The organism is Planococcus salinus, assembly GCF_003719725.1.
GTDB lineage: Bacteria > Bacillota > Bacilli > Bacillales_A > Planococcaceae > Planococcus > Planococcus salinus.
This window is the reverse complement of sequence record NZ_RIAX01000009.1, coordinates 118141-143973: the sequence shown is the minus strand read 5'-3', so window position 1 is coordinate 143973 and position 25833 is coordinate 118141. Positions and strand designations below refer to the sequence as shown.

At 45.3% G+C, this 25833-nt stretch carries 27 protein-coding genes; 24 read left to right on the top strand and 3 right to left on the bottom strand.

Going from position 1 to position 25833, the window contains the following annotated elements; all coding sequences use genetic code 11:
* Positions 1-190 precede the first annotated feature (190 nt).
* Genes tsaE through tsaD form a run of 4 tightly spaced genes read left to right on the top strand, consistent with a single transcriptional unit; the run spans position 191 to position 2799 of the window.
* Positions 191-643, top strand: coding sequence for a tRNA (adenosine(37)-N6)-threonylcarbamoyltransferase complex ATPase subunit type 1 TsaE (tsaE, locus tag EEX84_RS12575; RefSeq protein ID WP_123166003.1), 453 nt, complete (start codon positions 191-193; stop codon positions 641-643).
* The gene (gene tsaB / locus EEX84_RS12570; protein WP_123166002.1) at positions 640-1335 is read left to right on the top strand and encodes a tRNA (adenosine(37)-N6)-threonylcarbamoyltransferase complex dimerization subunit type 1 TsaB; all 696 of its coding nucleotides are present in this window, start codon (positions 640-642) and stop codon (positions 1333-1335) included. Before tsaE ends, tsaB begins: the two co-directional genes overlap by 4 nt.
* Positions 1332-1787, top strand: coding sequence for a ribosomal protein S18-alanine N-acetyltransferase (gene rimI / locus EEX84_RS12565; protein WP_123166001.1), 456 nt, complete (start codon positions 1332-1334; stop codon positions 1785-1787). The genes tsaB and rimI overlap by 4 nt, the downstream gene beginning before the upstream one ends.
* A complete protein-coding gene (tsaD, locus tag EEX84_RS12560; protein ID WP_123166000.1) occupies positions 1780-2799 on the top strand; it encodes a tRNA (adenosine(37)-N6)-threonylcarbamoyltransferase complex transferase subunit TsaD in 1020 nt (339 codons plus the stop codon). Before rimI ends, tsaD begins: the two co-directional genes overlap by 8 nt.
* 357 nt (positions 2800-3156) lie before the next feature.
* Here the strand turns inward: tsaD and EEX84_RS12555 are convergent, their stop codons facing one another.
* A complete protein-coding gene (locus tag EEX84_RS12555; RefSeq protein WP_123165999.1) occupies positions 3157-5097 on the bottom strand; it encodes an ABC-F family ATP-binding cassette domain-containing protein in 1941 nt (646 codons plus the stop codon).
* Positions 5098-5225: 128 nt separating this feature from the next.
* Here EEX84_RS12555 and EEX84_RS12550 point away from each other — a divergent pair, with 128 nt between their 5' ends.
* The 3 genes from EEX84_RS12550 to tatC all read left to right on the top strand — a co-directional run bounded on the left by EEX84_RS12550 (position 5226) and on the right by tatC (position 6916).
* Positions 5226-5858: a redox-sensing transcriptional repressor Rex gene (locus EEX84_RS12550; protein ID WP_123165998.1), complete on the top strand. Its 633-nt coding sequence runs from the start codon at positions 5226-5228 to the stop codon at positions 5856-5858.
* 89 nt (positions 5859-5947) lie between these two features.
* Positions 5948-6136, top strand: a complete 189-nt coding sequence (locus EEX84_RS12545) for a twin-arginine translocase TatA/TatE family subunit (protein WP_123165997.1) — start codon at positions 5948-5950, stop codon at positions 6134-6136.
* 12 nt (positions 6137-6148) lie between these two features.
* Positions 6149-6916 (top strand): twin-arginine translocase subunit TatC, encoded by a 768-nt coding sequence (tatC, locus tag EEX84_RS12540; protein ID WP_123165996.1) that lies wholly within the window; start codon positions 6149-6151, stop codon positions 6914-6916.
* 42 nt (positions 6917-6958) lie between these two features.
* Here the strand turns inward: tatC and EEX84_RS12535 are convergent, their stop codons facing one another.
* The gene (locus EEX84_RS12535) at positions 6959-7738 is read right to left on the bottom strand and encodes a CPBP family intramembrane glutamic endopeptidase (RefSeq protein WP_123165995.1); all 780 of its coding nucleotides are present in this window, start codon (positions 7736-7738) and stop codon (positions 6959-6961) included.
* 194 nt (positions 7739-7932) lie between these two features.
* Here EEX84_RS12535 and groES point away from each other — a divergent pair, with 194 nt between their 5' ends.
* From groES to EEX84_RS12500, 7 genes are all read left to right on the top strand, one after another.
* Positions 7933-8217, top strand: coding sequence for a co-chaperone GroES (gene groES, locus EEX84_RS12530; RefSeq protein ID WP_123165994.1), 285 nt, complete (start codon positions 7933-7935; stop codon positions 8215-8217).
* 31 nt (positions 8218-8248) lie between these two features.
* Positions 8249-9886 carry a chaperonin GroEL gene (gene groL / locus EEX84_RS12525; protein ID WP_123165993.1) on the top strand — a complete coding sequence of 546 codons (1638 nt, stop codon included), beginning with the start codon at positions 8249-8251 and terminating at the stop codon, positions 9884-9886.
* Positions 9887-10301: 415 nt separating this feature from the next.
* Positions 10302-11291, top strand: a complete 990-nt coding sequence (locus tag EEX84_RS12520) for a tRNA dihydrouridine synthase (protein WP_123165992.1) — start codon at positions 10302-10304, stop codon at positions 11289-11291.
* A 143-nt stretch (positions 11292-11434) separates the two neighbouring features.
* Positions 11435-11644, top strand: coding sequence for a helix-turn-helix transcriptional regulator (locus EEX84_RS12515; RefSeq protein ID WP_123165991.1), 210 nt, complete (start codon positions 11435-11437; stop codon positions 11642-11644).
* Positions 11637-11948 carry a hypothetical protein gene (locus EEX84_RS12510; RefSeq protein ID WP_123165990.1) on the top strand — a complete coding sequence of 104 codons (312 nt, stop codon included), beginning with the start codon at positions 11637-11639 and terminating at the stop codon, positions 11946-11948. Before EEX84_RS12515 ends, EEX84_RS12510 begins: the two co-directional genes overlap by 8 nt.
* A 215-nt stretch (positions 11949-12163) precedes the next feature.
* On the top strand, positions 12164-12385 hold the full coding sequence (locus tag EEX84_RS12505; RefSeq protein WP_123165989.1) for a hypothetical protein: 222 nt from the start codon (positions 12164-12166) through the stop codon (positions 12383-12385).
* 424 nt (positions 12386-12809) lie between these two features.
* Positions 12810-13817 carry an LLM class flavin-dependent oxidoreductase gene (locus EEX84_RS12500; RefSeq protein ID WP_123165988.1) on the top strand — a complete coding sequence of 336 codons (1008 nt, stop codon included), beginning with the start codon at positions 12810-12812 and terminating at the stop codon, positions 13815-13817.
* A 100-nt stretch (positions 13818-13917) separates the two neighbouring features.
* Here the strand turns inward: EEX84_RS12500 and EEX84_RS12495 are convergent, their stop codons facing one another.
* Positions 13918-14949, bottom strand: a complete 1032-nt coding sequence (locus EEX84_RS12495) for an NADP-dependent oxidoreductase (RefSeq protein WP_123165987.1) — start codon at positions 14947-14949, stop codon at positions 13918-13920.
* A 465-nt stretch (positions 14950-15414) separates the two neighbouring features.
* Between EEX84_RS12495 and EEX84_RS12490 the strand changes: the two genes are divergently transcribed.
* From EEX84_RS12490 to EEX84_RS12445, 10 genes are all read left to right on the top strand, one after another.
* Positions 15415-15822, top strand: a complete 408-nt coding sequence (locus tag EEX84_RS12490; RefSeq protein ID WP_123165986.1) for an FAS1-like dehydratase domain-containing protein — start codon at positions 15415-15417, stop codon at positions 15820-15822.
* Between the two features lie 12 nt (positions 15823-15834).
* A complete protein-coding gene (locus tag EEX84_RS12485; protein ID WP_123165985.1) occupies positions 15835-16215 on the top strand; it encodes a MaoC/PaaZ C-terminal domain-containing protein in 381 nt (126 codons plus the stop codon).
* 36 nt (positions 16216-16251) lie between these two features.
* Positions 16252-17028, top strand: a complete 777-nt coding sequence (locus EEX84_RS12480) for an enoyl-CoA hydratase/isomerase family protein (RefSeq protein ID WP_158599125.1) — start codon at positions 16252-16254, stop codon at positions 17026-17028.
* 67 nt (positions 17029-17095) lie between these two features.
* A complete protein-coding gene (fabG, locus tag EEX84_RS12475) occupies positions 17096-17839 on the top strand; it encodes a 3-oxoacyl-ACP reductase FabG (RefSeq protein ID WP_420812573.1) in 744 nt (247 codons plus the stop codon).
* A gap of 57 nt (positions 17840-17896) precedes the next feature.
* The gene (locus EEX84_RS12470) at positions 17897-19075 is read left to right on the top strand and encodes a TAXI family TRAP transporter solute-binding subunit (protein WP_158599124.1); all 1179 of its coding nucleotides are present in this window, start codon (positions 17897-17899) and stop codon (positions 19073-19075) included.
* Positions 19076-19140: 65 nt separating this feature from the next.
* Positions 19141-21051 (top strand): TRAP transporter permease, encoded by a 1911-nt coding sequence (locus tag EEX84_RS12465; protein WP_123165982.1) that lies wholly within the window; start codon positions 19141-19143, stop codon positions 21049-21051.
* A 61-nt stretch (positions 21052-21112) separates the two neighbouring features.
* The gene (locus EEX84_RS12460; RefSeq protein WP_123165981.1) at positions 21113-23260 is read left to right on the top strand and encodes an acetate--CoA ligase family protein; all 2148 of its coding nucleotides are present in this window, start codon (positions 21113-21115) and stop codon (positions 23258-23260) included.
* A gap of 16 nt (positions 23261-23276) precedes the next feature.
* On the top strand, positions 23277-23702 hold the full coding sequence (locus EEX84_RS12455; RefSeq protein ID WP_148039025.1) for a PaaI family thioesterase: 426 nt from the start codon (positions 23277-23279) through the stop codon (positions 23700-23702).
* Positions 23703-23822: 120 nt separating this feature from the next.
* A complete protein-coding gene (locus tag EEX84_RS12450) occupies positions 23823-24995 on the top strand; it encodes an acyl-CoA dehydrogenase family protein (protein ID WP_123165979.1) in 1173 nt (390 codons plus the stop codon).
* Positions 24996-25025: 30 nt separating this feature from the next.
* Positions 25026-25814: a citryl-CoA lyase gene (locus tag EEX84_RS12445; protein ID WP_123165978.1), complete on the top strand. Its 789-nt coding sequence runs from the start codon at positions 25026-25028 to the stop codon at positions 25812-25814.
* The last annotated feature ends 19 nt before the right edge of the window (positions 25815-25833 follow it).

Genomic DNA, 25833 nt, shown 5'->3' with positions numbered 1-25833 from the left:
TCACGCAGGAGATCGCCGGTTCGATCCCGGTCGGGACCGTCTCAGTAGTAAACAGTAAACACAGCAGTCTGCTGTGTTTATTTTTTTTGTGTATTTTCCCGCTTGTTATTCAGCAGTTGATTAATATATTTTGATTTCAATCCTTAACTCCGCTAAACTATGTAAAGACTAATAGAGGTGAACAAAAGAGATGACTTACCAAATAAAAGTAAACTCTCCTAAAGAGACGGAAGAATTCGCTGCCAGACTGGCTGCTCTGCTTCAGGGACAGGACATCCTGACATTGGAAGGAGATTTAGGAGCAGGGAAAACAACCTTTACAAAAGGGATTGCAAAAGGCTTAGGCATAACCAGGACGGTTAACAGCCCAACCTTTCAGATCGTGAAGCAGTATGAAGGAAAACTCGCATTAAACCATTTTGATGTTTACCGCTTGGAGCATAGTGATGAAGATATAGGATTTGATGAATTGTTCCTAAGTGAGGCCGTATCGGTGGTTGAATGGGCAAAATTTATTGAAGAGTATTTACCGGAAGAACGACTCGAAATCATCATTCTGCGTCACTCGGAAGATGAGCGCTTGATTGAATTAAATCCTATAGGGAAGCGTTATGAAACTATTTGCAAGGAGCTTAAATTATGATTTGTTTAGGAATCGATACTTCGAATTCCCCTTTATCTATTGCTTTGGCGAAAGATCAGACAGTGTTAATAGAAGAAATCTCCAATTTAAAAATAAATCATTCGCTAACTGCGATGCCGGCAATTGAAGAGATGATGAAAAAAGCCAACGTAATGCCAGCTGATTTGACTCATATTGCTGTTGCACAAGGACCAGGATCTTACACGGGAGTACGCATTGGGTTGACAATTGCCAAAACATTGGCTTGGTCTTTGAAAATACCACTGCACATGGTATCCAGCTTGAAAGTACTTGCAGCAAACGGCCAGTATTTTGATGGAATTATTTGCCCAGTAATGGATGCTCGCCGAGGCACTGCGTTTACCGGTGCATATCGAGGAGGCACCTTAGAAGAGGTAATTGCTGACCGGCACAGTGATTTTAAAGACTTTCTTAAAATCTTAAAGTCGTTGAATGAGCCTGTACTGTTTACAGGTGAAGACGCTGCTGTTCATGAAAAAGCAATTCGTGAAATCATGGGAGATACTGCTTTTTTCAGTGCACCTCAAAATCGTTTGCCAAGAGCTTCCCATTTGATTATGCTGGCACAGCAAACAGAAGCAAAAGATGTGCATTTTGCTGTTCCTGAATATCAGCGAATCACAGAAGCGGAAGCTAATTACTTAAAAAGTCAGGATGGCCAGTCAATATGACTTCACAAGTATCCTTTAGAAAAATGACTGTTGATGATGTTGACGCGGTTCACCATATCGAAAGTTTATCGTTTTCATTGCCTTGGACAAAAGAGGCTTTTCAGCAGGAAATGCTGAACAATGACCATGCATATTACGTGTTGGCAGAAACGGAAAACGGTGTGGTGGGATTTTGCGGGATGTGGTTGATACTCGATGAATGTCATGTGACGAATATTGCGATTTTACCGGAAGAACGGGGCAAAAAGCTCGGGGAACAATTGATGAAATCGGCGATTGAAGTTGCAAAGGCTCAAGGAGCAAAACTGATGACGCTGGAAGCAAGAGTTAGCAATCATGTGGCACAGAGTTTATATCGTAAATTAGGATTTCAAAATGGAGGCATTCGTAAACGGTATTATTCCGATAATTACGAAGATGCCTTAGTGATGTGGGTGAATTTTGATGAATAAAGACAGATATGTATTAGGAATTGAAACAAGCTGTGATGAAACAGCTGCATCCATTGTTAAAAATGGTACAGAAATCGTGGCAAATGTGGTAGCTTCTCAAATTGAGAGCCATAAACGATTTGGTGGAGTAGTGCCGGAGATCGCTTCTCGGCACCATGTGGAGCAAATCACCATTGTGATTGAGGAAGCCTTGAAGCAGGCGGAAATGGTTCCGGAGCAATTGCATGCCGTTGCTGTCACGGAAGGGCCAGGTCTCGTTGGCGCTTTGCTGGTTGGTGTCAATGCAGCCAAGGCATTTGCGTTTGCCCACCAGCTTCCCTTGATTGGTGTCCATCATATTGCCGGGCACATCTATGCAAATCGACTCGAACAGGAGATGCAGTTTCCATTATTGGCGCTTGTCATTTCCGGTGGTCATACGGAGTTGATATATATGAAAGAGCATGGCTCGTTTGAAGTGATTGGGGAAACGCGGGACGATGCAGCAGGGGAAGCATATGACAAGGTCGCGCGTACATTGAATCTGCCCTACCCAGGCGGACCTCATATTGACCGGCTTGCTCACACAAGCAGCAATCCTGTGCCGTTTCCGCGTGTTTGGCTCGAAGAAGATACGTATGACTTCAGCTTCAGCGGTTTGAAATCAGCTGTTTTGAATTACATGCACAATGCCACGCAGCGAGGGGAAGAGGTGCTGCCGGAAGACGTAGCGGCTGGTTTCCAGAACAGTGTAGTGGAAGTCGTGACAGGCAAAACCTTGCGTGCTGCCGAGGAATACAAGGTGCAGCAGGTAATTGCTGCTGGCGGAGTGGCTGCCAACAAAGGATTGCGGAATTCGCTGGAAAAAGAATTTAAGAAACTCGGGATTCCTTTTTATATTCCTTCTCTTCCATTGTGCACAGACAATGCAGCAATGATCGCTGCGGCAGGTAGCGTAATGTTCGAAAAAGGGATACGCAGTAACATGGCCATGAATGGCCGGCCGGGCATGGAAATGTCATCATGGATCTAAACTTGAAAGCAAAGACTTCCGTCTTAATCGATGGAAGTCTTTTTTATGTGAAATATTCTGTTAATAAATGGACAAATTTAAGGTTATTTGTCAATAGGAACATTTGTACTTATGCACAATTTGTGTATAACTTGTTTATAACTATAGGAAAAACCCACTGAAAACTACATATTGTGTATTGCTGAGGGGAAAACTATGTGGATAACATTTTCTTTATCTGTGGATAATGTGCAAAAACTTGTTGATAGTTGATTTTTCAACAAAACCGATGTGCGTAAATCTGTGGAAATAAATTATCTTAAAAAAAGCTATTGACCTAGATGTAGAAAAAGAAAAACCGTATACCAAAGTATACGGTCAAGGGTTGATCTGTTCAAGCTGTTCCTGCAATTCAAGCCAAAATGTCATTTTTTCTTCATGGGAACTTTTCAGCTCTTCCAGTTCTTTCTGCAACGGAACGAGCCGTTCATGATCCTGAAAGATTTCAGGATGGGTGAACTGTTCTTCGACTTCTGCAATTTGCTGGTCAAGCGTATCCATTTCCTGCTCGACCTCATCCAATTGGCGCAAAAGCTGACGTTCCAGCTTTTTGGCTTCCTTGTCAATCTGAGAAGTTGAAGGAGTTGTCGATGACTGGACAACTTTGGTGGTTTGCTGCATCTCCAAAGCTTTCAGTTCTTCCATTTCGAGCTTTTTTTCCACATAGTAATCGTAGTTGCCCAAGTATTCTGTCGTGCCTGTCTGAGTCAGTTCCACCACTTTGGTTGCCAGCCGATTCATGAAATAACGGTCATGTGACACAAACAAAATAGTGCCAGGGTAGTCCAGGAGGGCATTCTCCAAGACTTCCTTACTATCCAGATCCAAGTGGTTGGTCGGCTCGTCCAGCAGCAGTACATTGGCTTTTTGCATCATCAGTTTTGCCAGAGCCACACGAGCTTTCTCTCCACCCGACAAGGAAGATACCGGCTTTAAGACATCGTCACCGGAAAAAAGAAAACGTCCCAAAACACCCCGGATATCTTTTTCGTTGATATGCGGATAGTCATCCCATAACTCGTTCAGCACCAGTTTATTACCTTGGAGATTGGCCTGTTCCTGATCGTAATAACCAAACTGGATACCGGTACCGTAATGAACGTCTCCTGAGAGCGGTATCAGCTGTTTGGTGAGGGTCTTCAATAGCGTCGATTTGCCGACTCCATTCGGACCGACGAGTGCCAGGCTTTCCTGCCGGTAAAGCTTGAATGAGATGTTCTCGGACACGGGCATACCCTCATAGCCGATTTTCAGGGACTGCACGCTCAAGACATCATTGCCGCTCTTCTTTTCAATGGTGAAGCCGAAACGCGCCGATTTTTCGTTGCCGTCCGGCGCTTCCATCCAGTCGGTTTTTTCAAGGACTTTGCGCCGGCTTTGCGCCATTTTTGTGGTTGAGGCACGGACCAGGTTTCGCTGAACGTAGTCCTCAAGTTTTGCTTTTTCGCTTTGCTGCTTTTCAAACTGCTTTTGATCCAATTCGTACTGCTTTGCTTTCTCATCTAAATAACGGCTGTAGTTGCCTGTGAATTTTTTGACACGGTGGCGGGCTACTTCATATACAATCGTCACGACTTGATCGAGGAAATAACGGTCATGGGAGACGATCAGTATGGCACCGGGGTAATTTTTCAAGTAATTTTCGAGCCAGCTCAATGTTTCAATGTCCAGATGGTTGGTCGGTTCGTCCAGTATCAGGAGTTGCGGTTTGCTCAGCAATAGTTTGGCGAGCATTAAGCGGGTTTTTTGTCCCCCGGATAACGACACGACTTTCTTTTCATAATCGTTCGGGTAAAATTTCATGCCATGCAGAATGGTCCGCGTATCAGCTTCGTACTGGTAACCGCCGGCTTCTTTAAAGTCATGCTGGAGAATGTCGTATTCCTTCATGACTTTTTCATATAATGCTGTCTGTTCATAGACGGCAGGATCAGCCATTTGCTCTTCCAGTTGACGGAGTTTGGTTTCCTGCGCCCGAAAGCGGTCAAAGATTGACATCATTTCCTCCCAAATTGTCGCTTCCGACTCCAGGTCTGTCTGCTGTTCCAGATAACCTACGGAGAGATCTTTCGGCATGATGATATCGCCGCTGTCATAAGACATTTCACCGGAGATGATTTTGAGCAATGTCGACTTGCCTGCTCCATTCCGTCCCACTAAAGCCACGCGGTCACGGTGTTGGACTTCCAGTTTGACACCGGATAAAATTTCGTCCGCTCCGAACGACTTGTGGACTTGGTTTACTTGTAGCACTATCATACGGGTCACCTCTATTCTTCTTAAGTGTAGCGGATGGCCTGGCTGTTCGCAATAAAGCCAGCTTTACATATTTCGTCCCCTCATGTAAGATAAAGTCGATTTGACAAGACCTCAGGAGGTAAGCTTGTATGTCACAAGAAATATCAAAGATTCCGCAAGCCACTACCAAAAGACTTCCACTTTACTACCGTTTCCTTCAGAACTTTGCAAATGCAGGAAAGCAACGCATCTCATCACAGGAGCTGAGCGAAGCGATGAAAATCGATTCAGCGACAATCCGCCGTGATTTTTCCTATTTAGGGGCTTTGGGAAAAAAAGGATATGGCTATGACGTGCAAGACCTTTTGGCATTTTTTCGTAAAACATTGGATCAGGACGAAGCGACGAATGTGGCGTTGATCGGTGTCGGCAATTTAGGCAGTGCTTTTTTGAAATACAATTTCCGTCGAAACCATAACACGAAAATCATTTTGGCATTTGACTCGAACAGTCCGCATGAAGGGGAGAAGATAAGCGGTATTGATACATTCCATCCCGATCGGATTGAAGAGAAAATTGAAGAGTTCGGCATTGAATTGGTCATATTGACAGTGCCGTCGAGATCAGCTCAGGAAGTGACTGACCGGCTGGCTAAGACTTCCATCAAAGGAATTCTGAACTTTACACCCGTGCGAATTTCGGTGCCGGATTCCATCCGTGTCCAGACCATCGATTTGTCTGTAGAGCTTCAAACACTGATTTACCAAATCAAGCAAAGCTGACGAAAAACCTTCACATTTGTCAGCCTTTCGAAATAGCCAAAGCGGCTGCAATGCTGTAAAATATAAGCCATATACAGGAGGTGTCACTTATGCCAGGTCCATTAAGTTTAGTTGTGATCGCAGTTGTAGCATTGCTTATTTTCGGCCCGAAAAAATTGCCGGAACTGGGGAAAGCATTCGGTTCTTCTTTACGTGAGTTCAAGAACGCTACAAAAGGACTTGTCGATGACGACGAAGTCGATGTGAAAAAGAAAGACGAGCAAAAGGAACTACGATAGGATGTTTTTCCGATGAACGAAAAAGATATGACTTTAGTTGAACATATAAGCGAATTGAGAAAACGGCTGACCCTTATAGTCGTTTTCTTTCTATTCGCCATTCTTCTCAGTTTTTTTCTCGCAGAACCGCTGATCCATTATTTGCAGTATACGGAAGAAGCGAAGAATTTAACGCTGAATGCCTTTAAGATTACCGATCCGATTAAAGTCTATATGCAGGTAATGATGATATTGGCATTGATCATTACTTCTCCCTTGATCATGTATCAGTTTTGGGCATTTATCAGTCCGGGACTTCACGATAAAGAGCGGAAAACGACGTTGAGTTATATTCCGTTTTCCCTGCTGTTGTTTGTTGGAGGAATCGCATTTTCTTATTTGGTGCTGTTTCCTTATGTTATCGGGTTCATGCTGAATATTTCAGATAATCTGGATATCCAGGAAACCATCGGCATCAATGAGTACTTCCAATTTCTGTTTCAGATTACGTTGCCGTTCGGTTTTATCTTTCAGTTGCCGGTATTGATGCTGTTTTTGACACGCCTTGGGATTATTACGCCAATGATGATGACAAAGTACCGCAAATACGCGTATTTGATCCTGGTGATCATCGCGGCGTTCATTACCCCGCCGGATATCATTTCTCACTTGATCGTCACACTGCCCTTGATCCTTTTGTATGAGTTCAGTGTATCGATTGCCAAAATTGGCTACCGGAAATTCCTGAAAGCCGAACAAAAGCAAGCGCTTGAAGAACAAAAAAGCCTTCCACCGAAATAATTTCGGGGAAGGCTTTTTTGGTGCTGTTTTCCGGTGCTTTTGTTATTGCATATTTTCAAGCTGTCTCAAAAAGGTTTCAATTTCGTCTCTATTCAGCTGCATCAACATAACGTATCCATTCAATAAGACATGGGCGATGATCGGTGTGATGATCCGCTTGGTATGCCGGTATAAAAACGCCAGAATCAAACCGGTGGTGAAGTATATCAGCAGATGGCTGAAATCCACATGAACGGCAGCAAACACGAGGGCACTGACGGCCGTTGCCACAAAGAAATTGGTGGTTTGGTTTAAAGAGCCGAAGATGACACGGCGGAAAACGAGTTCTTCCAGGACCGGTCCGAACAATACGACTGCGATAATGGCGACCGGGACGACCTCGGCAATGCTGACTAATGTGGCCGTGTTTTCAGAGCCGGGATCGATGCCGATGGCGATTTCAATCATTGCGGCGATGCCTTGGCCGATTAACAGAAGAAAAAACCCCAAAACGCCCCAAAGGATGGATGCGACAATCCCGGATGGCTTGCCTTTCCAAATATCGAAAAACTTCCTATCCCGGAAGATGACAATCCAAGTAATGAGGAAGCCAATCGCCATTGCCAGGAAAATCAGCCAGCCGGAAGTCGCTGCTTGCGCGGTAGGGCCGTCAAGTCCCTGGCTGACGAAATAATCGTAAGTTGGTACAACGAACAGAACGGGTGACAATTGGACAAAGACAAAAATCAATAAAACATATAAGGGTGTTGGCTTTGTTTTCTTTTTTCGTTTCGGATCTTTTGTTTTAAACAAATCCAAAAAAGATTGCTGATCATTTTTCATGAATGTGAATTCCTTTCATTATGCCGGTCGTTCCTCTATTGTAGAACTTTCTCTATTTTTGCGCAAAGAATTCAAAATACTGAATGTTTTGCTTGCAAATCGCAGAGGATTTTATTAAACTGATTATGGGTTAGCACTCGAGAGGTGAGAGTGCTAATATATTCTATCTAGATAATTTGAGGAGGGTGTTTCAATTGTTAAGACCATTAGGAGATCGTGTTGTGATTGAATTGATCGAAGCGGAAGAAAAGACTTCCAGCGGTATCGTATTGCCTGGTTCGGCACAGGAAAAGCCACAGGAAGGCAAAGTGATTGCTGTAGGTAATGGAGTCGTCCGCGACAATGGACAGCGCGTGGAACTGGAAGTCAAAGAAGGCGACCGCATTGTCTTCTCGAAATATGCTGGTACAGAATTGAAATATGACGGATCTGAGTACTTAATTTTACGCGAAAGCGATATTTTAGCAGTCTTAAACTAATCAATTCATATGAAACAGGAGGAAGCTAAACATGGCAAAAGAGATTAAGTTCAGTGAAGATGCACGCAGTGCAATGCTGCGCGGTGTAGATAAATTAGCAGATGCAGTAAAAGTGACGCTTGGGCCAAAAGGGCGCAATGTCGTATTGGAAAAGAAATTCGGTTCTCCATTGATCACAAATGATGGTGTGACGATCGCAAAAGAAATTGAACTGGAAGATGCATTCGAAAACATGGGTGCCAAATTGGTTGCTGAAGTAGCATCCAAAACCAACGATATCGCTGGTGACGGTACAACCACTGCAACGGTATTGGCGCAGGCGATGATCCGTGAAGGCTTGAAAAACGTAACAGCTGGGGCAAACCCGGTGGGCATCCGCCGCGGAATCGAGCAGGCGGTGGAAAGCGCAGTTGCTGAATTGAAATCCATTTCAAAACCGATCGAAGGAAAAGAATCAATTGCACAAGTTGCAGCGATTTCCTCCGGTGACGAAGAAGTCGGCAAGCTGATTGCTGAAGCGATGGAACGCGTCGGCAACGACGGTGTCATCACACTCGAAGAGTCAAGAGGTTTCACAACAGAGCTTGACGTCGTGGAAGGGATGCAGTTTGACCGCGGTTACCAGTCTCCTTATATGGTAACAGATTCTGAGAAGATGGAAGCGGTTCTTGAAAATCCGTACATTTTGATTACTGATAAAAAAATCACCAATATCCAGGAAATCCTTCCTGTCTTGGAGCAAGTCGTTCAGCAAAGCAAACCGCTATTGATCGTCGCTGAAGACATCGAAGGCGAAGCAATGGCGACACTTGTGGTCAACAAATTGCGTGGTACATTTAATGCAGTAGCCGTCAAAGCCCCTGGATTCGGAGATCGCCGTAAAGCGATGCTGGAAGACATTTCTGTATTGACTGGTGGCGAAGTGATTACCGAAGATCTAGGCCTTGATCTGAAATCGACCAATATCATGCAACTTGGACGCGCAGCGAAAGTTGTTGTATCGAAAGAAAATACGACAATCGTAGAAGGCAATGGAGATCCTGAGAAAATCATTGCACGCGTCAACCAAATCCGCAGCCAATTGGAAGAAACAACTTCTGAGTTCGACAAAGAGAAATTGCAGGAGCGCTTAGCGAAATTAGCTGGCGGTGTGGCAGTTATCAAAGTCGGAGCGGCTACGGAAACGGAATTGAAAGAACGCAAGCTCCGCATTGAAGATGCGTTGAATTCAACTCGTGCAGCTGTGGAAGAAGGAATTGTATCCGGTGGTGGTACAGCACTTGTCAATGTATATTCGAAAGTGGCTGAACTTCTTGAACAGGAAGAAGGCGACGTAGCGACTGGTGTCAACATCGTTCTCCGTGCACTTGAAGAGCCGCTTCGCCAAATTGCGACAAACGCAGGAATGGAAGGCTCCATCATCGTTCATCGACTGAAGAGCGAAGAGGCTGGCGTAGGCTTTAACGCAGCCAACGGCAAGTGGGTCAACATGATCGACGAAGGCATTGTCGATCCGACCAAAGTGTCGCGTTCAGCACTTCAAAACGCAGGATCTGTGGCAGCTATGTTCCTGACGACTGAAGCAGTTGTTGCGGATATTCCGGACAACAATACTGTCGGCGGTGGCGGCGGTATGCCTGACATGGGCGGTATGGGCGGCATGATGTAAATCAGTCCCCAAAACTTAAAAGCGTCAACTCCTTTATTGAGGGAGTTGGCGCTTTTTGTCTGGAAAAAATAAGTGGAGACAACCAGCAGTCGAGCTGTATCCAGGTGGAACAGGCGGTTTTCCGGCTTCTCCACAATTTTTCCATTACAGGCCAATGACTTCAATCGTTCAGCGGAAGTTGTCTTCAAATTGTTGCGGGAAAGTGACAGAACAGGCCGGTGCTATACATCGGGAGCTTGTTTAAAGCATGCCACTTTCCACAAACGCGTGACTCGTGTAAACTGTATAAGGTTAAGAAAAACGAAATGAGCTTACAGATAGATTTGATGTTTATTGATCTTTAATATAGTCAGGATAAGAATTTTTGGATGAAGGACTGGCCTTCCTCCCGTAATGAAAGGATTGGAAGTTGAGTATGAAAGAGAATTTTTGGCAGGATCTGCCGCGTCCGTTTTTTGTATTGGCGCCGATGGAAGATGTCACAAATGTTGTGTTCCGCCATGTAGTGGCTGAAGCAGCGAGACCGGATGTATTTTTCACCGAGTTTACGAACACGGAAAGCTACTGTCATCCTGAAGGGATTTTCAGTGTACGGGGACGTCTGACGTTCACGGAAGACGAACAGCCGATGGTGGCGCACATATGGGGAAATAAACCCGAACATTTTCGTGAAATGAGTATCGGTATGGCGAAACAGGGGTTTAAAGGTGTCGACATCAATATGGGATGTCCTGTGCCGAATGTCGCAGCAAAAGGAAAAGGCAGCGGACTGATCAATTATCCGGATAATGCAGCTGAAATCATTCAAGCCGCAAAAGCAGGAGGATTGCCGGTCAGCGTCAAAACGCGTCTTGGCTATACCGATGTGGACGAGTGGAGAGGCTGGCTGACGCATGTGCTGGAACAGGACATCGCCAATCTGTCGATCCACCTGCGTACGAAAAAAGAGATGAGTGCTGTGCCTGCGCATTGGGAATTGATTCCTGAGATCAAGCAATTGCGTGATGAAATAGCGCCGGATACCTTGCTGACGATTAATGGCGATATTCCCGATCGCCAGACGGGCATGGAGCTGGCTGAAAAATACGGTGTCGATGGTGTCATGATCGGACGGGGGATTTTTCACAATCCGTTCGCCTTTGAAAAAGAGCCGAGAGAACACAGCAGCCAGGAGCTGTTCGATCTTTTGAGGCTGCACCTGGATCTGCATGATCAGTACTCTACAGACGTCGAGCCAATCGCATTCAAGCCGCTCCGCCGTTTCTTTAAGATCTATGTTCGTGGAATTCGAGGAGCCGGGGAATTGAGAAATCAATTGATGCATACCGAGTCGACTGATGAAGTTCGTACATTGCTTGATAATTTTCAGTTGGTCGCAAGCGGAAGCCACAGCGAGAATAGCTGAATTTGAAGAATGCCGTTGAAAGTTAATAAAACTTTCAACGGCATTCTTTTATTTTAAGAAACAAAGCAGCTAAAAAAGTTTGACTCTTATAAGGTGGTAAAGTAAACTTTACGTAAAGCGAGCTTTACTTTCAGGAGGGTGTCATGAAAAACATCATAAAAGAAAAACGCAGCGAACATCAGATCACCCAAGAGCAGTTATCCATACTACTGAATGTCTCCAGGCAAACCGTCATTTCCCTTGAGAAAGGCAAGTACAAACCGTCGCTTGTACTTGCCCATAAGCTCGCTCAAGTTTTTGAATGTTCTATTGAAGATCTATTTCAATTTGAAGGAGATGAAAACATTGAATGACATGCTGAATCATTTATTCGGTTTTGGAGGCTTGGTTTTGGGAGTTTTAAGTGGCTTGGTTGCTTATTTGATTGCCCGAAGAAATATGAAAAAGAAGCGGCAATTGGATGAACGCTTCGAAAACATCCATGTGCACGCAAGGTCATCGGCATGGGTGGCCACCTCTGCTTTAATCGTCATCGCCTGGGCTGTCATTATTCTCGTAGAAGGTGCTTCGTTCGCCTTTTTCGTCATGAGCTTCCTCTATATTGCCCATTGCGTCGCTTATGGGGTGACCAGCCTCCAACAGGCAAAACAGCATTAAGGCATTCTTCAGCTAATGAAAAGTCCATCCTATAAAAAACAGATGAGTACGGCAGGCAGTTAAAATCTAAGTGAAGTTGGGACGCGTAGTGGGTTAACTTATCATGTTCAGGCAATCTCGTGCTATAATGAATAGCTTAGGAAAATCATACGTTTTTCTTAATATGATGGAAGCCCAAAAAGCCTCCAGTCAATTCAATGTGGAGGTGTAAGCAAATGAATAAACGATGGACGATCGACAAGATAAGAGAATTTACCGAAAAGAACTCAGACAGTACATTGCTGTCGACAGAATATCACGGGTTTTCACAAAAGCTGCTGTTTAAATGTGCATGCGGCAATAATTTTGAAAAGACCTTTACGAAGTTCAATAAGAACAACCAACGCAAATGTGAGGTGTGCCAGCCGCCGAAAGAACCGCGGGGCTCACAAGCTTGAATCGAAGCGCTGATTTCCACTGCGGGAAATCAGCGCTTTTTTGTGTTGTTCGCGGTTATGTGGTGAAAGAGGAATTTTTTCAGCCTCTCACACCAAAAACAGTCAAATTGACTTCGTGAAATGGTTTCTATATATTAAGGGGCGAAGAAAAGGAGCAAAGTGACTCGGTTGCATCGGCTTATTAAGCGAGCGTCATAGCCAGGTATGCAGAATCTCAGAAAAACAAGAAATGAGACCAACGGCATCTGCAGTTTTTATTTCCGAAAAAGTTAGTGGAAGCCCAAAATGCATCATAAAAAAGAAAAGACTCAAGCTGATGGCTATGGACGAGGAGTGCTATGGAAAAAGCGAAGCACTGAAAGCCCAGCTTAGATGATTAACTAGAGGTTGAATCAGTTTGCAACTTAAAGTAAGGAGGGCTGACATGTTTGCGTTGAATATCCTCGATTATTCCCCAATAGATGAAGGGGCCACAGCCAGAGAGGCGCTGCTTCAGACGACCGAGCTGGCGAAAAGTGCAGAGGCACTCGGTTATCATCGCTTTTGGGTCGCAGAGCATCATCAGGTGCTGTCTGTGGCCGGCAGTACACCGGAGATGCTGATGATGCATTTGGCGGCATCAACGAAAAAAATCCGCATTGGTTCCGGTGGCGTGATGCTGCCGCATTACAGTCCGTATAAAGTGGCGGAGAACTTTCGCATGCTGGAAGCTCTTCATCCGAACCGGATTGACCTGGGAATCGGCCGTTCGCCGAGTTACCGGATCGTCAATCAAGCACTGAATGAAGCGAGGAGAAAGCGGCTTCCTTATTTCCAACAAGTTCAGGATCTGCAAAAGTTCTTTACAGATGACACGGATACTGACCATCGCTTTCAGGAGTTGATTGCCACACCGATGGCTGAAACAGCACCTGAGATCTGGATGCTCGGAACCGGAGGGGAAGGAGCAGAAATCGCTGCCAGGCAAGGAACAGCATTTGCCTATGCCCATTTTGCCAAGCCTTCTGAAAAAGGCATCGAAGTGATTGAAAACTACCGAAGCGGTTTCCGGCCGTCGCAACTGCTTGATGAACCGAAAGTGATGATTGCGGTGTTTGCAGTCGTCGGAGACACTGCAGAAGAAGCGGAAGAAATCGCTAAAGCTTTTGATTTATGGTTGTTGTTCGTGGAATCGGATACACCACCGCCTTATTATCCTTCGATTGAGACGGCCAAGAAACGGGGCTTCAGTTCTGCAGAGCTAGAAAAAGTGAAACGCAACCGGCATCGGATGATTATCGGTGACGCAGGGCAGGTCAAAGCGGAAATAGAGCGGATTGCGGCTCTTTACAAAGCCGATGAAGTGACCGTTATCCCGAATGTTTCGGGAGCTGAAAACAGGATGAAAGGAATCCGTTTATTGGCGCAGGAGTTTGATTTGCCGTCTCGTTGAGTCAGATGGTTGAACGCGATGAGATCATTGCTGGTCTTTTCGGTTCCTTAAAAATTCATAGAAAAGCGCGAACCAATTTTATTCCGGTTCGCGTTTTTTGTTATCGGTTTTTGGAATACTCGGGTTCAGCTGCTTTTACGAGCAGTTTTCCGGTATTTATGCCTTTGAACAGTCCGAGGAAAGCTTCCGGAGTTTTTTCAAACCCTTCTACGATGGTTTCCTTGTATTTCAGTTTGCCTTCCTGCAGCCAGTTCGCCAAATCATTTCGGCCTTGTTCAAATTCGGACGCATAATTGCCGACGGTGAAGCCTTTCATCAAAGAACTGGTTTTGATCAGTGTCGGCTGAACACGAGGCCCTACATCCTGCCCTTCGGCGTTATAAGAGGAAATAGAACCGCAGACTGGGATACGGGCATGGTTATTCAATAAACGCATGACTGCATCTGACACATCACCACCGACATTGTCAAAATACACGTCAACTCCATCAGGCGTGGCGGCTTTCAATTCTTCTTTGAAGTTTTCGCTTTTGTAATTGACGGTTTCGTCAAATCCGAGTTCGTTTTTGATATACGCCAGCTTTTCATCAGTTCCGGCAATCCCGACCACTTTGGCGCCTTTCAACTTGGCAATTTGACCGACCGCAGAACCAACGGCTCCGGCAGCACCGGAAACGACGACAGTTTCACCTTCCTGTGGTTTCCCGATATCCAGCAGTCCGAAATAAGCTGTTAACCCCGTCATCCCAAGTACGCTTAAATAAGCGGTGAGTGGTGCAAGATTCGGGTCGATTTTTCGCAGCTTCGTTTCTTTTGCAACGGAATACTCGGCCCAGTTAAGATTGCCAAGGACGAGATCTCCCCGCTTGAAAGACTCCGATCTCGACACAGCTACTTCTGCAATTACTCCGCCGACGATAGCTTTATTCAGTTCAAACGGTGGGATATAGGATTTGGTATCATTCATTCTGCCCCGCATATACGGATCGACTGAAATGTAGAGAGCACGAACCAACACTTCGTTTTCTTTCGGTGACGGTACGTCGCATTCCACAAATTTGAAATCTTCTATAGCAGGCGTGCCTGTTGGACGATTGACCAGATGGATTTCCTGTTGTTTTGTTTGAGTCATGGTATTTCCCCCTTTGGATAAGTGCTTAGAGCAAAAGTTTACCATTGTTAGAAAATTTGGTCAAAGGAAGGTTTGTACCGTAGTTTTCAATAAAAGTAGTGAATAAAAATTGCATAGATACGAAAAAAATTTATTCCAATTCGAACAGTCCGCAAAGTAAAACAAATCAAATAAAAACAAATGCAAACCGACTTGAATATACCAAGTCGGTTTTTTACGTACATAAAAAATTTTAAACTTTGAAAACCGCGCCAAACCAGCAGATATGAAGGATTAAAAAAACTAACTAAAAAAATTATTCAGAAAATTGTTTACTTTATTTTTTCATCCATGTAAAGTATAAGCATAAGAAGAATAAGTAATATTTATAAATCCAGTGATACCAATGATTTTTCATTTTCCTATATGAAAAAATGTAAACGGTTTCTTTTGCGTATATGAAAAAGAAGAAGGAGGGCATGTCAGGTGACAAAAACGAAAGAAGTGGATGTTGGGACCAGATTCGAAGATTTCACGTTTCGACTGGAGGCTGGAAAAATCAAAGAATTGGCACAGGCGATTGGCGATGACAACCCTGATTATCTAACCGGGAAAAAGTTGCCTCCGACAATTGCGACAGTGATTGATTTCTGGGGTGGCGGAGAGTCCTATGGGAAACTGTTGGACCTTGATCTCGAGAAGGTGCTGCATGGGGGACAGAAATACGAATACATACTTCCTCTTTACGCTGGAGATGACATTTCGGTGTCGACAGAAGTAGTCGACATCCAGTCCAAAAAAGGGATGGATTTCTATACGGTCCAAAGAACATACAAAAACCAAAAAGGCGAAGTCGCCATCAAAGGGTATGCCACCATCATTGAAAGAGGATAAGGAGGATTACCAATGAATAAAGGACACGAATTTCCGGTTCTGGAAAAAGAAGAAATCACTCATACTCAATTAGTTCGCTATGCCGGAGCCTCCGGGGATTTTAACCCGATTCATACAGTGGTGCCAGCTGCTGAAAAGGCTGGGCTCGGTGGTGTAATTGCTCATGGCATGCTGTTGATGGGATTTGTCGGGCAAGCGATCGGCACCTGGTTTCCGGATCAGGAGATGACTGAGTTTTCTGTCCGCTTCAAAGCCATGACAAGACCAGGTGAACAAATCACCGTTACAGGCCAAATCGTGGATGAAAATGACGAGGAATGGTCATGTACAGCGTATGCAAAAAATCAGGATGAAGTAAAGGTATCTGCGGAATTTAAAGTGAAAAAGCGGTAAAGGTGCAATTAATATGCAGGTGAAGGAGGAATGCAGATGGAAACCGGCGTTAAATGTGAAATAAAGAATCACGTTGCTGTTCTGACACTGGCCAACCCCTCGGAGTTAAATGCGATCACCATTGAGATGCGAGAGGAATTTTTAAAGCTCCTGGATGAGCTTGAGCAGTCCGATGAGGTGAAAGCAGTGGTGTTGAAAGGCAGTGAAGGGAATTTCTGTTCAGGCAGCAGTGTCAAAGGAATGGGCAAACGGACAGTGCTGGAGACCTTTGATCATATGGATGTCTTCAGTTCAGTCATAATGAAAATCCACCATATGAAAAAAATCGTCATTTCAATGGTTGAAGGCTATGCAGTCGGTGCGGGCTTCAGTTTGGCATTGGCAGCAGATATTGTTTATGCAGCGGAAGATGCAAAGTTCGGCCTTGCGTTCAATAAGCTGGGGTTGATTCCGGACTGCGGATTGAATTATTTCCTGCCTCAACTGGTCGGACCTTACAAAGCGAAAGAATGGATTTTGAGCGGTTCCATGATTAAAGCGCAGGAAGCCAAAGAAAATGGCGTAGTAAATGAAATTTTCCCGACAGAACAACTGCTGGCGGAAGTCATGGAAAAAGCAGAACGTTTTGCCGCGGGTCCTTACTACACGAATATGATGACGAAAGACTTGATCAATCAATCCAGTCAGCGGACGCTAAAAGAAACACTGGAAGCAGAACGTTTTGCCCAGACGATTCTTCAGCAGACAGAAGATCACAAGGAAGGTGTAAACGCTTTCCGAAACAAAGAGAAGCCGGTTTTCACTGGGAAGTAAGCAACAGGGACAAAGCAGTATATTCAGCAAATAAGAAGAAATTACTCTTTCGGAAAGAAGGTCATGGATGATGAAATTAACGGATAAAATAGCAATCGTAACTGGAAGCGGGCAAGGAATTGGCCGGGACACAGCTTTGGTCCTGGCAAAACACGGAGCTGACGTTGTAGTGGCGGATATGAACATGGAAGCCGCCGGAAATGTAGTGAAGGAAATTGAAGAACTGGGCAGAAAAGCAATTGCCTGCAAGGTCAATGTCGCGGACAAAGAAGACGTCAATAAAATGATTGAACAGACGCTGGAAACTTTCGGAGACTTGGACATTCTCGTAAACAACGCGGGAATCACACGGGATGCAATGATGCACAAAATGACAGAAGAGCATTTCAATCAAGTCATCGACGTACATATGAAGGGTACGTTCCTATGCATGCAGGCTGCAGTTCTTCATATGAGAAAGAAAGGAAAAGGAAAAATCGTCAATATTTCGTCCATTTCCGCAAAAATCGGCAATATGGGCCAAGTTAATTACGCAGGGGCAAAGGCTGGCATTGTAGCAATGACAAAAGTGGCGGCGAGAGAGTCAGCCAGATATCAGATCAATGTCAACGCCATTCAGCCAGGTTTTATCGATTCGGATATGACACGTGCAATGCCGGAAGACGTCCGACAGGCCCGTATCAAAGAAATTCCGTTGCAGCGCGCAGGTGTTCCTGAAGATGTGGCAAAAGCGGTCGTGTTTCTTGCTTCTGAGTACTCGGATTATATTACCGGAACGGTCACAGAAGTAGCAGGCGGACGTTCAATGTAACGGACGGCAACAAGCAACCATGTTTCAAAAGCAATTATAAAAAAGGAGTGAATGACCATGTTGAAAAAGAAATTGGGTTTTTTGGTAATGTTGATCTTTGTTTTGGTACTGGCAGCATGCGGCGAAGACACAGGAAGTTCCGATGGAGGAAGTTCCGGTTCAGCGAGCGAAGGCGGAGAAGGGACAATCGAAGGTCTGCCTGATGAGATGGTTTGGAGCGTCTATGATGTCGGTTCAGGCGGATATACGGAAGCCACAGCCATTGCCAATGAAATGACCAAGAAATACGGAACGCAAATCCGTCTTCTGCCATCTTCAGGCGGAGTAGGAAGAATGCAGCCAATGGTTAACGATATGGCGGACCTTGGAAGACTCGGAGACGAATACCAATTTGCTTTCGAAGGAAATTACGATTTCGCGACTGAAGAGTGGGGGCCTCAGGATGTAAGAGTTGTTTGGGCACCATTCAGTTTTCTAGGGTTTGTGGCGTTGGCGGATTCTGGAATCCAGTCGATTGCGGATCTGGAAGGCAAAAAAGTTCCTTATATTACCGGGAATCAGTCAGTGAATTTGAAAGCAGAAGCAGCTTTGGCCTATGCAGATTTGACATGGGATGATGTGGAGCGCGTGGATTTGTCTGATTATGGCGGTCAGCCGGATGCCATGAGAAACGGACAAATTGATGTAACGTTCATGAATCCGACCGCTTCTGCACTGATTGAATTGGAAAGCATGGAAGAGATCGTTTGGCTTGAAATGGAGGAAGACCAAGAATCTTGGGATCGTGTCCAGGAAATCGCTCCGTGGGTAGTTCCTTCTCCGATGGACAATGGTGCAGGCATGTCTGAAGAAAATCCAGTTGTACTTATGGGATATGGTTATCCGGTCGTCGCTTATGCTGATCAGTCAGCAGAAAGCATGTACGCATACGTAAAAGCGATGGATGAAACATATGATTCTTGGAAAGATGCTGCTGCCAACCTTCATAACTGGCACAAAGACAATATTCTGGTGGAACCTTACGGAGTGCCGGTACACGAAGGCGCCATCAAGTATTTTGAAGAAGAAGGCATGTGGACAGAGGAGTATCAAGCAAAGAATGACGAGTTGATTGAGCGTTTTGAAAAGTTGGAAGAGTTATGGCCTCAAGTACTTGAAAGTGCCAAAGAGGAAAACATCAGCCAGGAAGAATTTTCAGATTACTGGATCCAGAAGAAACAGGAGCTAATTGAATAAGTGGAGAAGTGCGCATCGAAGACATCGTCTTCGGTGCTTCTCACTAATATGAGGGTGGTGAAGAAATGCAACAAAGATTAAACAGGTTCTGGGGCAGTGTTGTTATTCTTTTGACGGTCATCGGTGTCTCCATTACAATCAACCAGCTGTTCTATTTGGGGATTTTTGGATTTAACCCGATAAATTCCGCTTACCTTTATTATTTATTGGCGATGTTTATGCCGATCGCTTTCATTATCCATCCTTTCAGCAAGAAAAAGGAGGACCAAAGAGTTAAATGGTATGACGTCTTGTTGATGGTTATATCGTTTGTCATTCCTTTTTACATGGGGTGGAATGCACAGCAGATTATCAGTGAAGGCTGGGAATATATTTCACCAACCATCGCTACCGTGTTCAGTGTGATTTTCTGGTTTGTTCTATTGGAAGCGCTTCGGCGTGTAGCTGGACTGCCAATCATGATCATCAGTGGGGTATTCTCTTTCTATCCATTGATTTCGGGCGCGGTGCCGATCGGCTTTTTGTCGGGCCAGACATTTGATTTCCTTACGACAGCGAGAAACCATGTGATGAGTACAAACAGTATCATTGGCATCCCGTTTGATACAGTTGGTTCGTTGCTGATTGGCTTTATGCTGTTCGGTGTTGTATTGACCGCTTCAGGCGGAGGAGATTTCTTCTTTAATCTGGCACAGTCCGTTTTTGGCCGCTTTCGCGGTGGAGCTGCGAAAGTATCAGTTGTCAGCAGTGCTTTTTTCGGCATGTTGAGCGGCAGTGCCATTTCGAACACAATCACTACTGGTGCCATGACTATCCCTTCCATGAAGAAAGCGGGATATCCTCCGCATTATGCAGGTGCCATTGAAGCGACTGCTTCAACGGGTGGAACGATCGCACCGCCAATCATGGGGTCAGCGGCTTTTATCATGGCTTCGTTTATCGGTGTGCCATATATCGAAATTGCCATGGCCGCGGCCATTCCGGCGTTTCTCTACTTTTTTGCCCTGCTGATCCAAGCGGACGGCTATGCGGCCAAAAATAATTTGAAAGGGATCCCACGGGCGCAATTGCCTTCACTGGGGAAAACCTTGAAAACAGGCTGGCCGTTCCTGACAGCTTTGGTGTTATTGACATACTTGCTTGTTGTTATGCGAAACGAAGGACAAGCGCCATTTTACGTCAGCTTGCTTCTTTTTGCTTTGGCTATGACAAGGAAAGAAACCCGTTTTACGAAAGAAAAATTTTACAATTTGGGGATTGATGCCGGAAAAATCCTTACCGACCTGACATGCTTGATTGCCGGAATCGGCTTTATCGTTGGAGCGTTGTCCATTACGGGTGTTTCGTTCTCGTTCTCGAGAGAATTGGTCTCCGTCGCTGGAGACAGTATGTTCCTGATTCTGGTAGCGGGCGCCATCACCAGTTTTGTGTTGGGAATGGGTATGACCGTTTCGGCAGTTTACATTTTCCTGGCCGTGGTTATGGCTCCAGCACTGGTCCAGCTGGGAATTGACCCGATTGCAGCCCACTTGTTTGTGCTGTACTGGGCTACAGTTTCCTATATTACACCTCCAGTGGCTCTGGCTTCATTTGCGGCAGCTGGTATAGCGAAATCCAGTCCGATGAAGACCGGATTTACCTCGGTACGGCTCGGAATCGTCACTTTCCTTGTACCTTTCATTATTGTGTACAATCCGGCATTAATCGGTCGGGCAGAAGTATCGGAAGTCATTATGGTGGCAGGAACCGCCTTGATCGGGGTGTTTACCTTATCTTCTGCTTTGGAAGGCTACATTATGGGAGCCGGTATCATAAAAAACAAAGTACTGCGTCTTTCTTTAGGGGCTGCATCATTAATGATTATTGTACCTTTCATCTACATCAGCTTGATTGGGATAGGAATATCATTGGTGCTGTTTTTCCTCATCCGGCTATCCAATAAAAACGCAGTCCGATCGGAAGAAGTTATCACCTGACTGAACATTCATCCACCTGAATATAGAACATCCAAACAGAGTAAATGAAAGGGAGTTGCATATGCCTACAGAAACATTGAAAGAGTTTTTCCATCCCGAATCGATCGCGATTATCGGAGCCTCCGCAGATTTTACAACCATCAGCGGAAAGCCGATGAAAAACTTATTGAGAAATGATTACAAGGGGTCAATTTACCCTGTAAACCCGAGGTACGATGAAATTGAAGGTGTTAAATGCTACGACAGCATCCTGGATATCCCAGGACAAGTGGATTTGGCGATGATTGCGGTATCCGCAGCCCGTTTAATTTCCATTCTGGAACAGTGCATCGAAAAAAACGTGCAGAATATCCTGCTGTTCAGTTCCGGTTTTGCTGAAATCGGAGAAAGCGGCAGAAAAATTCAAGACGAAGTAGCGAAGATGGCGCAGGAAAACAATGTCCGGATCATCGGTCCCAACAGCGTAGGCTGCCTGAATGTCAAAGACAGCATCCCTATGGGCTTTGCCACTTCCCTTGAAGCAGAGAACGGATTCAAAACAGGCAATATCGGACTTGTTTCACAGAGCGGGGCACTTGGGTTTTCTGTTTTCGGGCTGGCACAGGAAGAGGACCTCGGCTTTACTTATGTCGTGAATACAGGAAATGAAATGGATGTCACGACCATCGATACGATGGAGTTCATGCTGGAAGACGAAGACACGACGGTCATTGCTGCCTACATGGAGGGTGTACCGAATGGCCAGCAATTGATCAACGTGGCAAAGCGGGCAAAAGAACTGCAGAAGCCGCTGATCATTCTGAAGACAGGGAAGTCGGAAATCGGTAAAGAAGCCGTTTCCTCGCATACCGCATCTTTGGCAGGATCGGAAGAAATGTTCCAGGTCATCGCAAAACAGTATGGCATAATCACGGTCAAGGATATAGATGAGATGATCGACGTAATGAAAATCGTATCAAGAAGAAAATGGGCGAACGGCAAAAAGCTCGTCACTGTTTCCAATTCAGGAGCAGCGGGTATTGCCATGGCCGATTTGAGCGAAGAGTTCGGCCTGTTGCTGGAGCCTTTAAAAGGGGAGACCAAGGAAAAGATTGAAGGCACAATCCCTTCCTATGGTTCAGCATTGAATCCGATTGACATTACAGCACAGGCATTGAAGGAACAGCATATTTTTACGGATACACTGGAAACATTGGTGAAAGACGACAATACCGACATCATCATTATCCAGACCACATTCGGCGGTGCATTAGGGGAGCAGATTTGCCGGAAAGTTGCAGAAATCGATAAACGGGAAGCAAAACCGATTATTGTGACGGTGACGGGAACTGAAGAACTGACAGGAAAAGGCCGTCAGGTTTTGCGTGAATACGGTGTGCCGGTTTACAAAACGACATACGATACGATGGTCGCAGTCAAGCACTTATCGAATCTTTCCGACTTTTACAAAACAGAACTTGCTGCTGAAAGGCCAGCTGTCAATGCTGGAAAAGCCGAAAAAGAAGAATATAAATCGGGAGTTTGGACAGAAGAAAAATCCAAGCGGCTTCTAAAGCAACTGAGTATTAAAGTGCCTGAAAGTGCCGTTGCGGAGTCACTCGGAGAAGTGGAGCAGCAAATTGACGGACTGGCGTTTCCATTAGTGGCCAAGATCATTTCCCCCGACATCCTGCATAAAACCGATGCTGGAGGCGTGAAACTGCACATTCAAAATGCAGCTGAAGCAAAACAGGCGTTCAATGAAATCTTGGAAGCCGGCAAAAAATACAAAGAAGGCGCACAGATTGAAGGCGTTCTGTTCGAAGAAATGCTGAGCGAAAAAGGTGTCGAAATGTTTATCGGGGTGAAAAAAGACCCGCAATTCGGCAGTTTCCTTGTATGTGGACTGGGTGGCATTTTTATCGAAGTGCTGAAAGACATTTCAATCCGCCACGTTCCGGTTGATAAAGCAGGAGCGAAGTCGATGGTGGAGGAATTGAAAGGCTACGCCATGCTGCAGGGAACGCGCGGCAGTAAAAAAGCCGATATCGACGCGTTTGCAGACGCATTGGTGAAGATATCCGATTTCGTGCACCAGCATAACGGAGATTTAAAAGAAATGGACATCAACCCGGTGGCTGTGCTGGAAGAAGGACAAGGAATTGTGGCCCTCGATGGGTTGCTGGTATGGAACGAAACAGAGCAGGCAGACTTGATCGCCAATCAATAAGGAGTGAAAAGATTTGATGACAACAGAAACAGATTACCTGGAATGGCTGCGGGATCATTTTGAGAGTTCCACTTACTGGAAAAACCTTGGTTTTACCTTTCATTCACTGGAAAAAGGTGCAGTTAGTGTAAAAGCAGTCGTTTCCGATGGGATTTTAAATGTTAATAAAACCCTTCATGGAGGGGCCATTCTTTCATTGGTGGATGTAGCCATCTCAGCGACGTTGCGCTCCATGCAACCGAATATGGTCACAACGGTTTCATTGACCACCAACTTCATGAACCCGGCGAAAGAAGGGAAGACGGTATATGCAACTGCGGACATCGTCAATTCCAAAAGCCGGATCCAGTATGTAAATGCGAAGGTGGAGGACGAAGACGGAGTGGTCATTGCCGATGCCATTGGTGTTTTCTCGATTTTGAAAGAGAAAGATATTAACTGACTATTGATGTGAGTTGAACCACAGAAAGTAATTTCATTCATCGTTACGCCCTGAGGGAAGCGGCGTTGTTTTGCGGAACATCCACCAGTTATAAAATTGATAAATCTTGGAGGAGAAGCTATGAACTTCGAACTGTCTGAAGATATCCAGTCAATTACCAAAACTGTACGGGACTTTGTTTACAATGAAGTCGATCCATATGCCAACCAGATTGAAGAAGACGATGACATTCCGCAATCCATCCTTGATAAAAGCAAGGAAATGGGGCTCTTCGGCTTAAGCATTCCGGAAGAATATGGCGGCCTGGGCATCGGCATGGTCGGAAAGTGTGCGATTTTCGAAGAACTCGGCAAAACGGCAAACAGTTATACCACTGTGATTGGAGGCCATGGCGGCATTGGAACAGTCGGGATTGTCGAAATGGGGAACGAAGAGCAGAAGAAAAAGTACTTGCCGAAATTGGCTTCAGGCGAATACATCGGCGCGTTTGCGTTGACCGAGCCAAGTGCCGGATCCGATGCTTCCAATATTCAAACGATGGCGGTCCGAAAAGGGGATAAATACATCATCAACGGTTCAAAGCATTATATCACCAATGCTCCAATTGCCAGTGTTTTCACAGTTATGGCAGTTACAGATCCAAGCAAGGGAGCCAAAGGCATCACTTCTTTTATCGTAGAGCGCGATAATCCTGGGTTGATCATTGGGAAAAATGAAGCGAAAATGGGGCTCCGTGGCGCTCATTCAGTGGAGCTGTTTTTCGAGGACTGTGAAGTGTCGGTGGATGATGTGCTTGGAGAAGAAGGAAAAGGTTATGTCAATGCATTGAAAATTTTAGCCAACGGAAGAGCGGGACTTGCTGCCAGAAACCTTGGTTCTTGTGTAAGACTTCTTGAATTGTCGGTGGATTTCGCCATGGAGCGGGTTCAATTCGGGAAGCCGATTTTTGAACAGCAGATTATCCAGCATTATTTGGCGGAAATGGCTTTGGATATCGAAAGCTTGCGCAGCCTTACATATCGTGTAGCCTGGATGGTCGATGAAGGAAAGAACGTCATCCAGGAAGCCTCCATGGCGAAATTGCTTGGCTCGGAAGTATACGGACGAGTAGCGGACAAAGCCGTGCAGATACATGGCGGACTGGGGTATATGCAATCTTATCCGATTGAACGTTTTTACCGTGATGCCCGAATTTCCCGGATTTACGAAGGGACTTCGGAAATCCAAAAAAATATCATTGCAGCCCAGATCCGCAAAGCTTACAACCAAAAGAACGAAACAGTGAAAGTATAAAGACAACCAAAAACTGGAGGCGGAAAAAAGATGGAATTCAAAACCAATGTGGGAATGTCAGAAACAGATAAAATCAACGTACACGGCTATGACCTGGTAGAAGATTTAATGGGGTCGATTACACTGGCCGATATGGCTTTTTTGGGTGCCAAGCACAGAAAGCCGACAGAAGCTGAATCGAAAATGCTGAATGCCGTAATGGTGGCAATCTGCGAACACGGGTTTACACCAAGCTCCATCTCCACAAGACTGACTTACCTGGGAGCACCGGAAGCCGTACAGGCTGCTGTAGCCGCCGGGTTGTTGGGGGCAGGTACGGTTTACCTGGGTGCCATGGAGCAAGTGGCGGAAATGCTGAAAGATGGCATGGACAAACACGGAGCAGACAAAAGTGCAGCTGAATTAGCTACGCTTATTTTGGATGAACGAGCGGAAAAAGGGCTTCAACTTCCTGGATTCGGACATCCGATTCACCGCCCGGTTGATCCACGAACTGTGAAATTGTTTGAAATTGCAAAAGAGCTTGGCTTTTATAAGAAAAACTCAGAGACGATCAACGAAATCAGCAAGCAGTTCAATGAAAGAAAAGGAAAGCCGATCACGTTGAATGCCGTTGGAGCCATCGGAGCTGTATTGGCGGATATGGACTTCGATCACCGCGTCATGAAATCGTTTGCGGTTGCTTCGAGAGCAGTCGGCCTTGTAGCTCATATTGTGGAAGAAATTGAAAGCGGCCGCAAAGAAAGTGTTGGCCAGCAGTTATTTGATTATGTGGAGGAACATACGGATTATACGGCTAAATCAGCTGCAGCAAAGTAAGTTGTTGGTGCCATGAAAT

Coding starts and splice junctions, on each gene's coding strand:
- tsaE (WP_123166003.1), top strand. CDS start 191: ATGACTTACCAAATAAAAGTAAACTCTCCTAAAGAGACGGAAGAATTC.
- tsaB (WP_123166002.1), top strand. CDS start 640: ATGATTTGTTTAGGAATCGATACTTCGAATTCCCCTTTATCTATTGCT.
- rimI (WP_123166001.1), top strand. CDS start 1,332: ATGACTTCACAAGTATCCTTTAGAAAAATGACTGTTGATGATGTTGAC.
- tsaD (WP_123166000.1), top strand. CDS start 1,780: ATGAATAAAGACAGATATGTATTAGGAATTGAAACAAGCTGTGATGAA.
- EEX84_RS12555 (WP_123165999.1), bottom strand. CDS start 5,097: ATGATAGTGCTACAAGTAAACCAAGTCCACAAGTCGTTCGGAGCGGAC.
- EEX84_RS12550 (WP_123165998.1), top strand. CDS start 5,226: ATGTCACAAGAAATATCAAAGATTCCGCAAGCCACTACCAAAAGACTT.
- EEX84_RS12545 (WP_123165997.1), top strand. CDS start 5,948: ATGCCAGGTCCATTAAGTTTAGTTGTGATCGCAGTTGTAGCATTGCTT.
- tatC (WP_123165996.1), top strand. CDS start 6,149: ATGAACGAAAAAGATATGACTTTAGTTGAACATATAAGCGAATTGAGA.
- EEX84_RS12535 (WP_123165995.1), bottom strand. CDS start 7,738: ATGAAAAATGATCAGCAATCTTTTTTGGATTTGTTTAAAACAAAAGAT.
- groL (WP_123165993.1), top strand. CDS start 8,249: ATGGCAAAAGAGATTAAGTTCAGTGAAGATGCACGCAGTGCAATGCTG.
- EEX84_RS12520 (WP_123165992.1), top strand. CDS start 10,302: ATGAAAGAGAATTTTTGGCAGGATCTGCCGCGTCCGTTTTTTGTATTG.
- EEX84_RS12515 (WP_123165991.1), top strand. CDS start 11,435: ATGAAAAACATCATAAAAGAAAAACGCAGCGAACATCAGATCACCCAA.
- EEX84_RS12505 (WP_123165989.1), top strand. CDS start 12,164: ATGAATAAACGATGGACGATCGACAAGATAAGAGAATTTACCGAAAAG.
- EEX84_RS12500 (WP_123165988.1), top strand. CDS start 12,810: ATGTTTGCGTTGAATATCCTCGATTATTCCCCAATAGATGAAGGGGCC.
- EEX84_RS12495 (WP_123165987.1), bottom strand. CDS start 14,949: ATGACTCAAACAAAACAACAGGAAATCCATCTGGTCAATCGTCCAACA.
- EEX84_RS12485 (WP_123165985.1), top strand. CDS start 15,835: ATGAATAAAGGACACGAATTTCCGGTTCTGGAAAAAGAAGAAATCACT.
- EEX84_RS12480 (WP_158599125.1), top strand. CDS start 16,252: ATGGAAACCGGCGTTAAATGTGAAATAAAGAATCACGTTGCTGTTCTG.
- fabG (WP_420812573.1), top strand. CDS start 17,096: ATGATGAAATTAACGGATAAAATAGCAATCGTAACTGGAAGCGGGCAA.
- EEX84_RS12470 (WP_158599124.1), top strand. CDS start 17,897: ATGTTGAAAAAGAAATTGGGTTTTTTGGTAATGTTGATCTTTGTTTTG.
- EEX84_RS12465 (WP_123165982.1), top strand. CDS start 19,141: ATGCAACAAAGATTAAACAGGTTCTGGGGCAGTGTTGTTATTCTTTTG.
- EEX84_RS12460 (WP_123165981.1), top strand. CDS start 21,113: ATGCCTACAGAAACATTGAAAGAGTTTTTCCATCCCGAATCGATCGCG.
- EEX84_RS12455 (WP_148039025.1), top strand. CDS start 23,277: ATGACAACAGAAACAGATTACCTGGAATGGCTGCGGGATCATTTTGAG.
- EEX84_RS12450 (WP_123165979.1), top strand. CDS start 23,823: ATGAACTTCGAACTGTCTGAAGATATCCAGTCAATTACCAAAACTGTA.
- EEX84_RS12445 (WP_123165978.1), top strand. CDS start 25,026: ATGGAATTCAAAACCAATGTGGGAATGTCAGAAACAGATAAAATCAAC.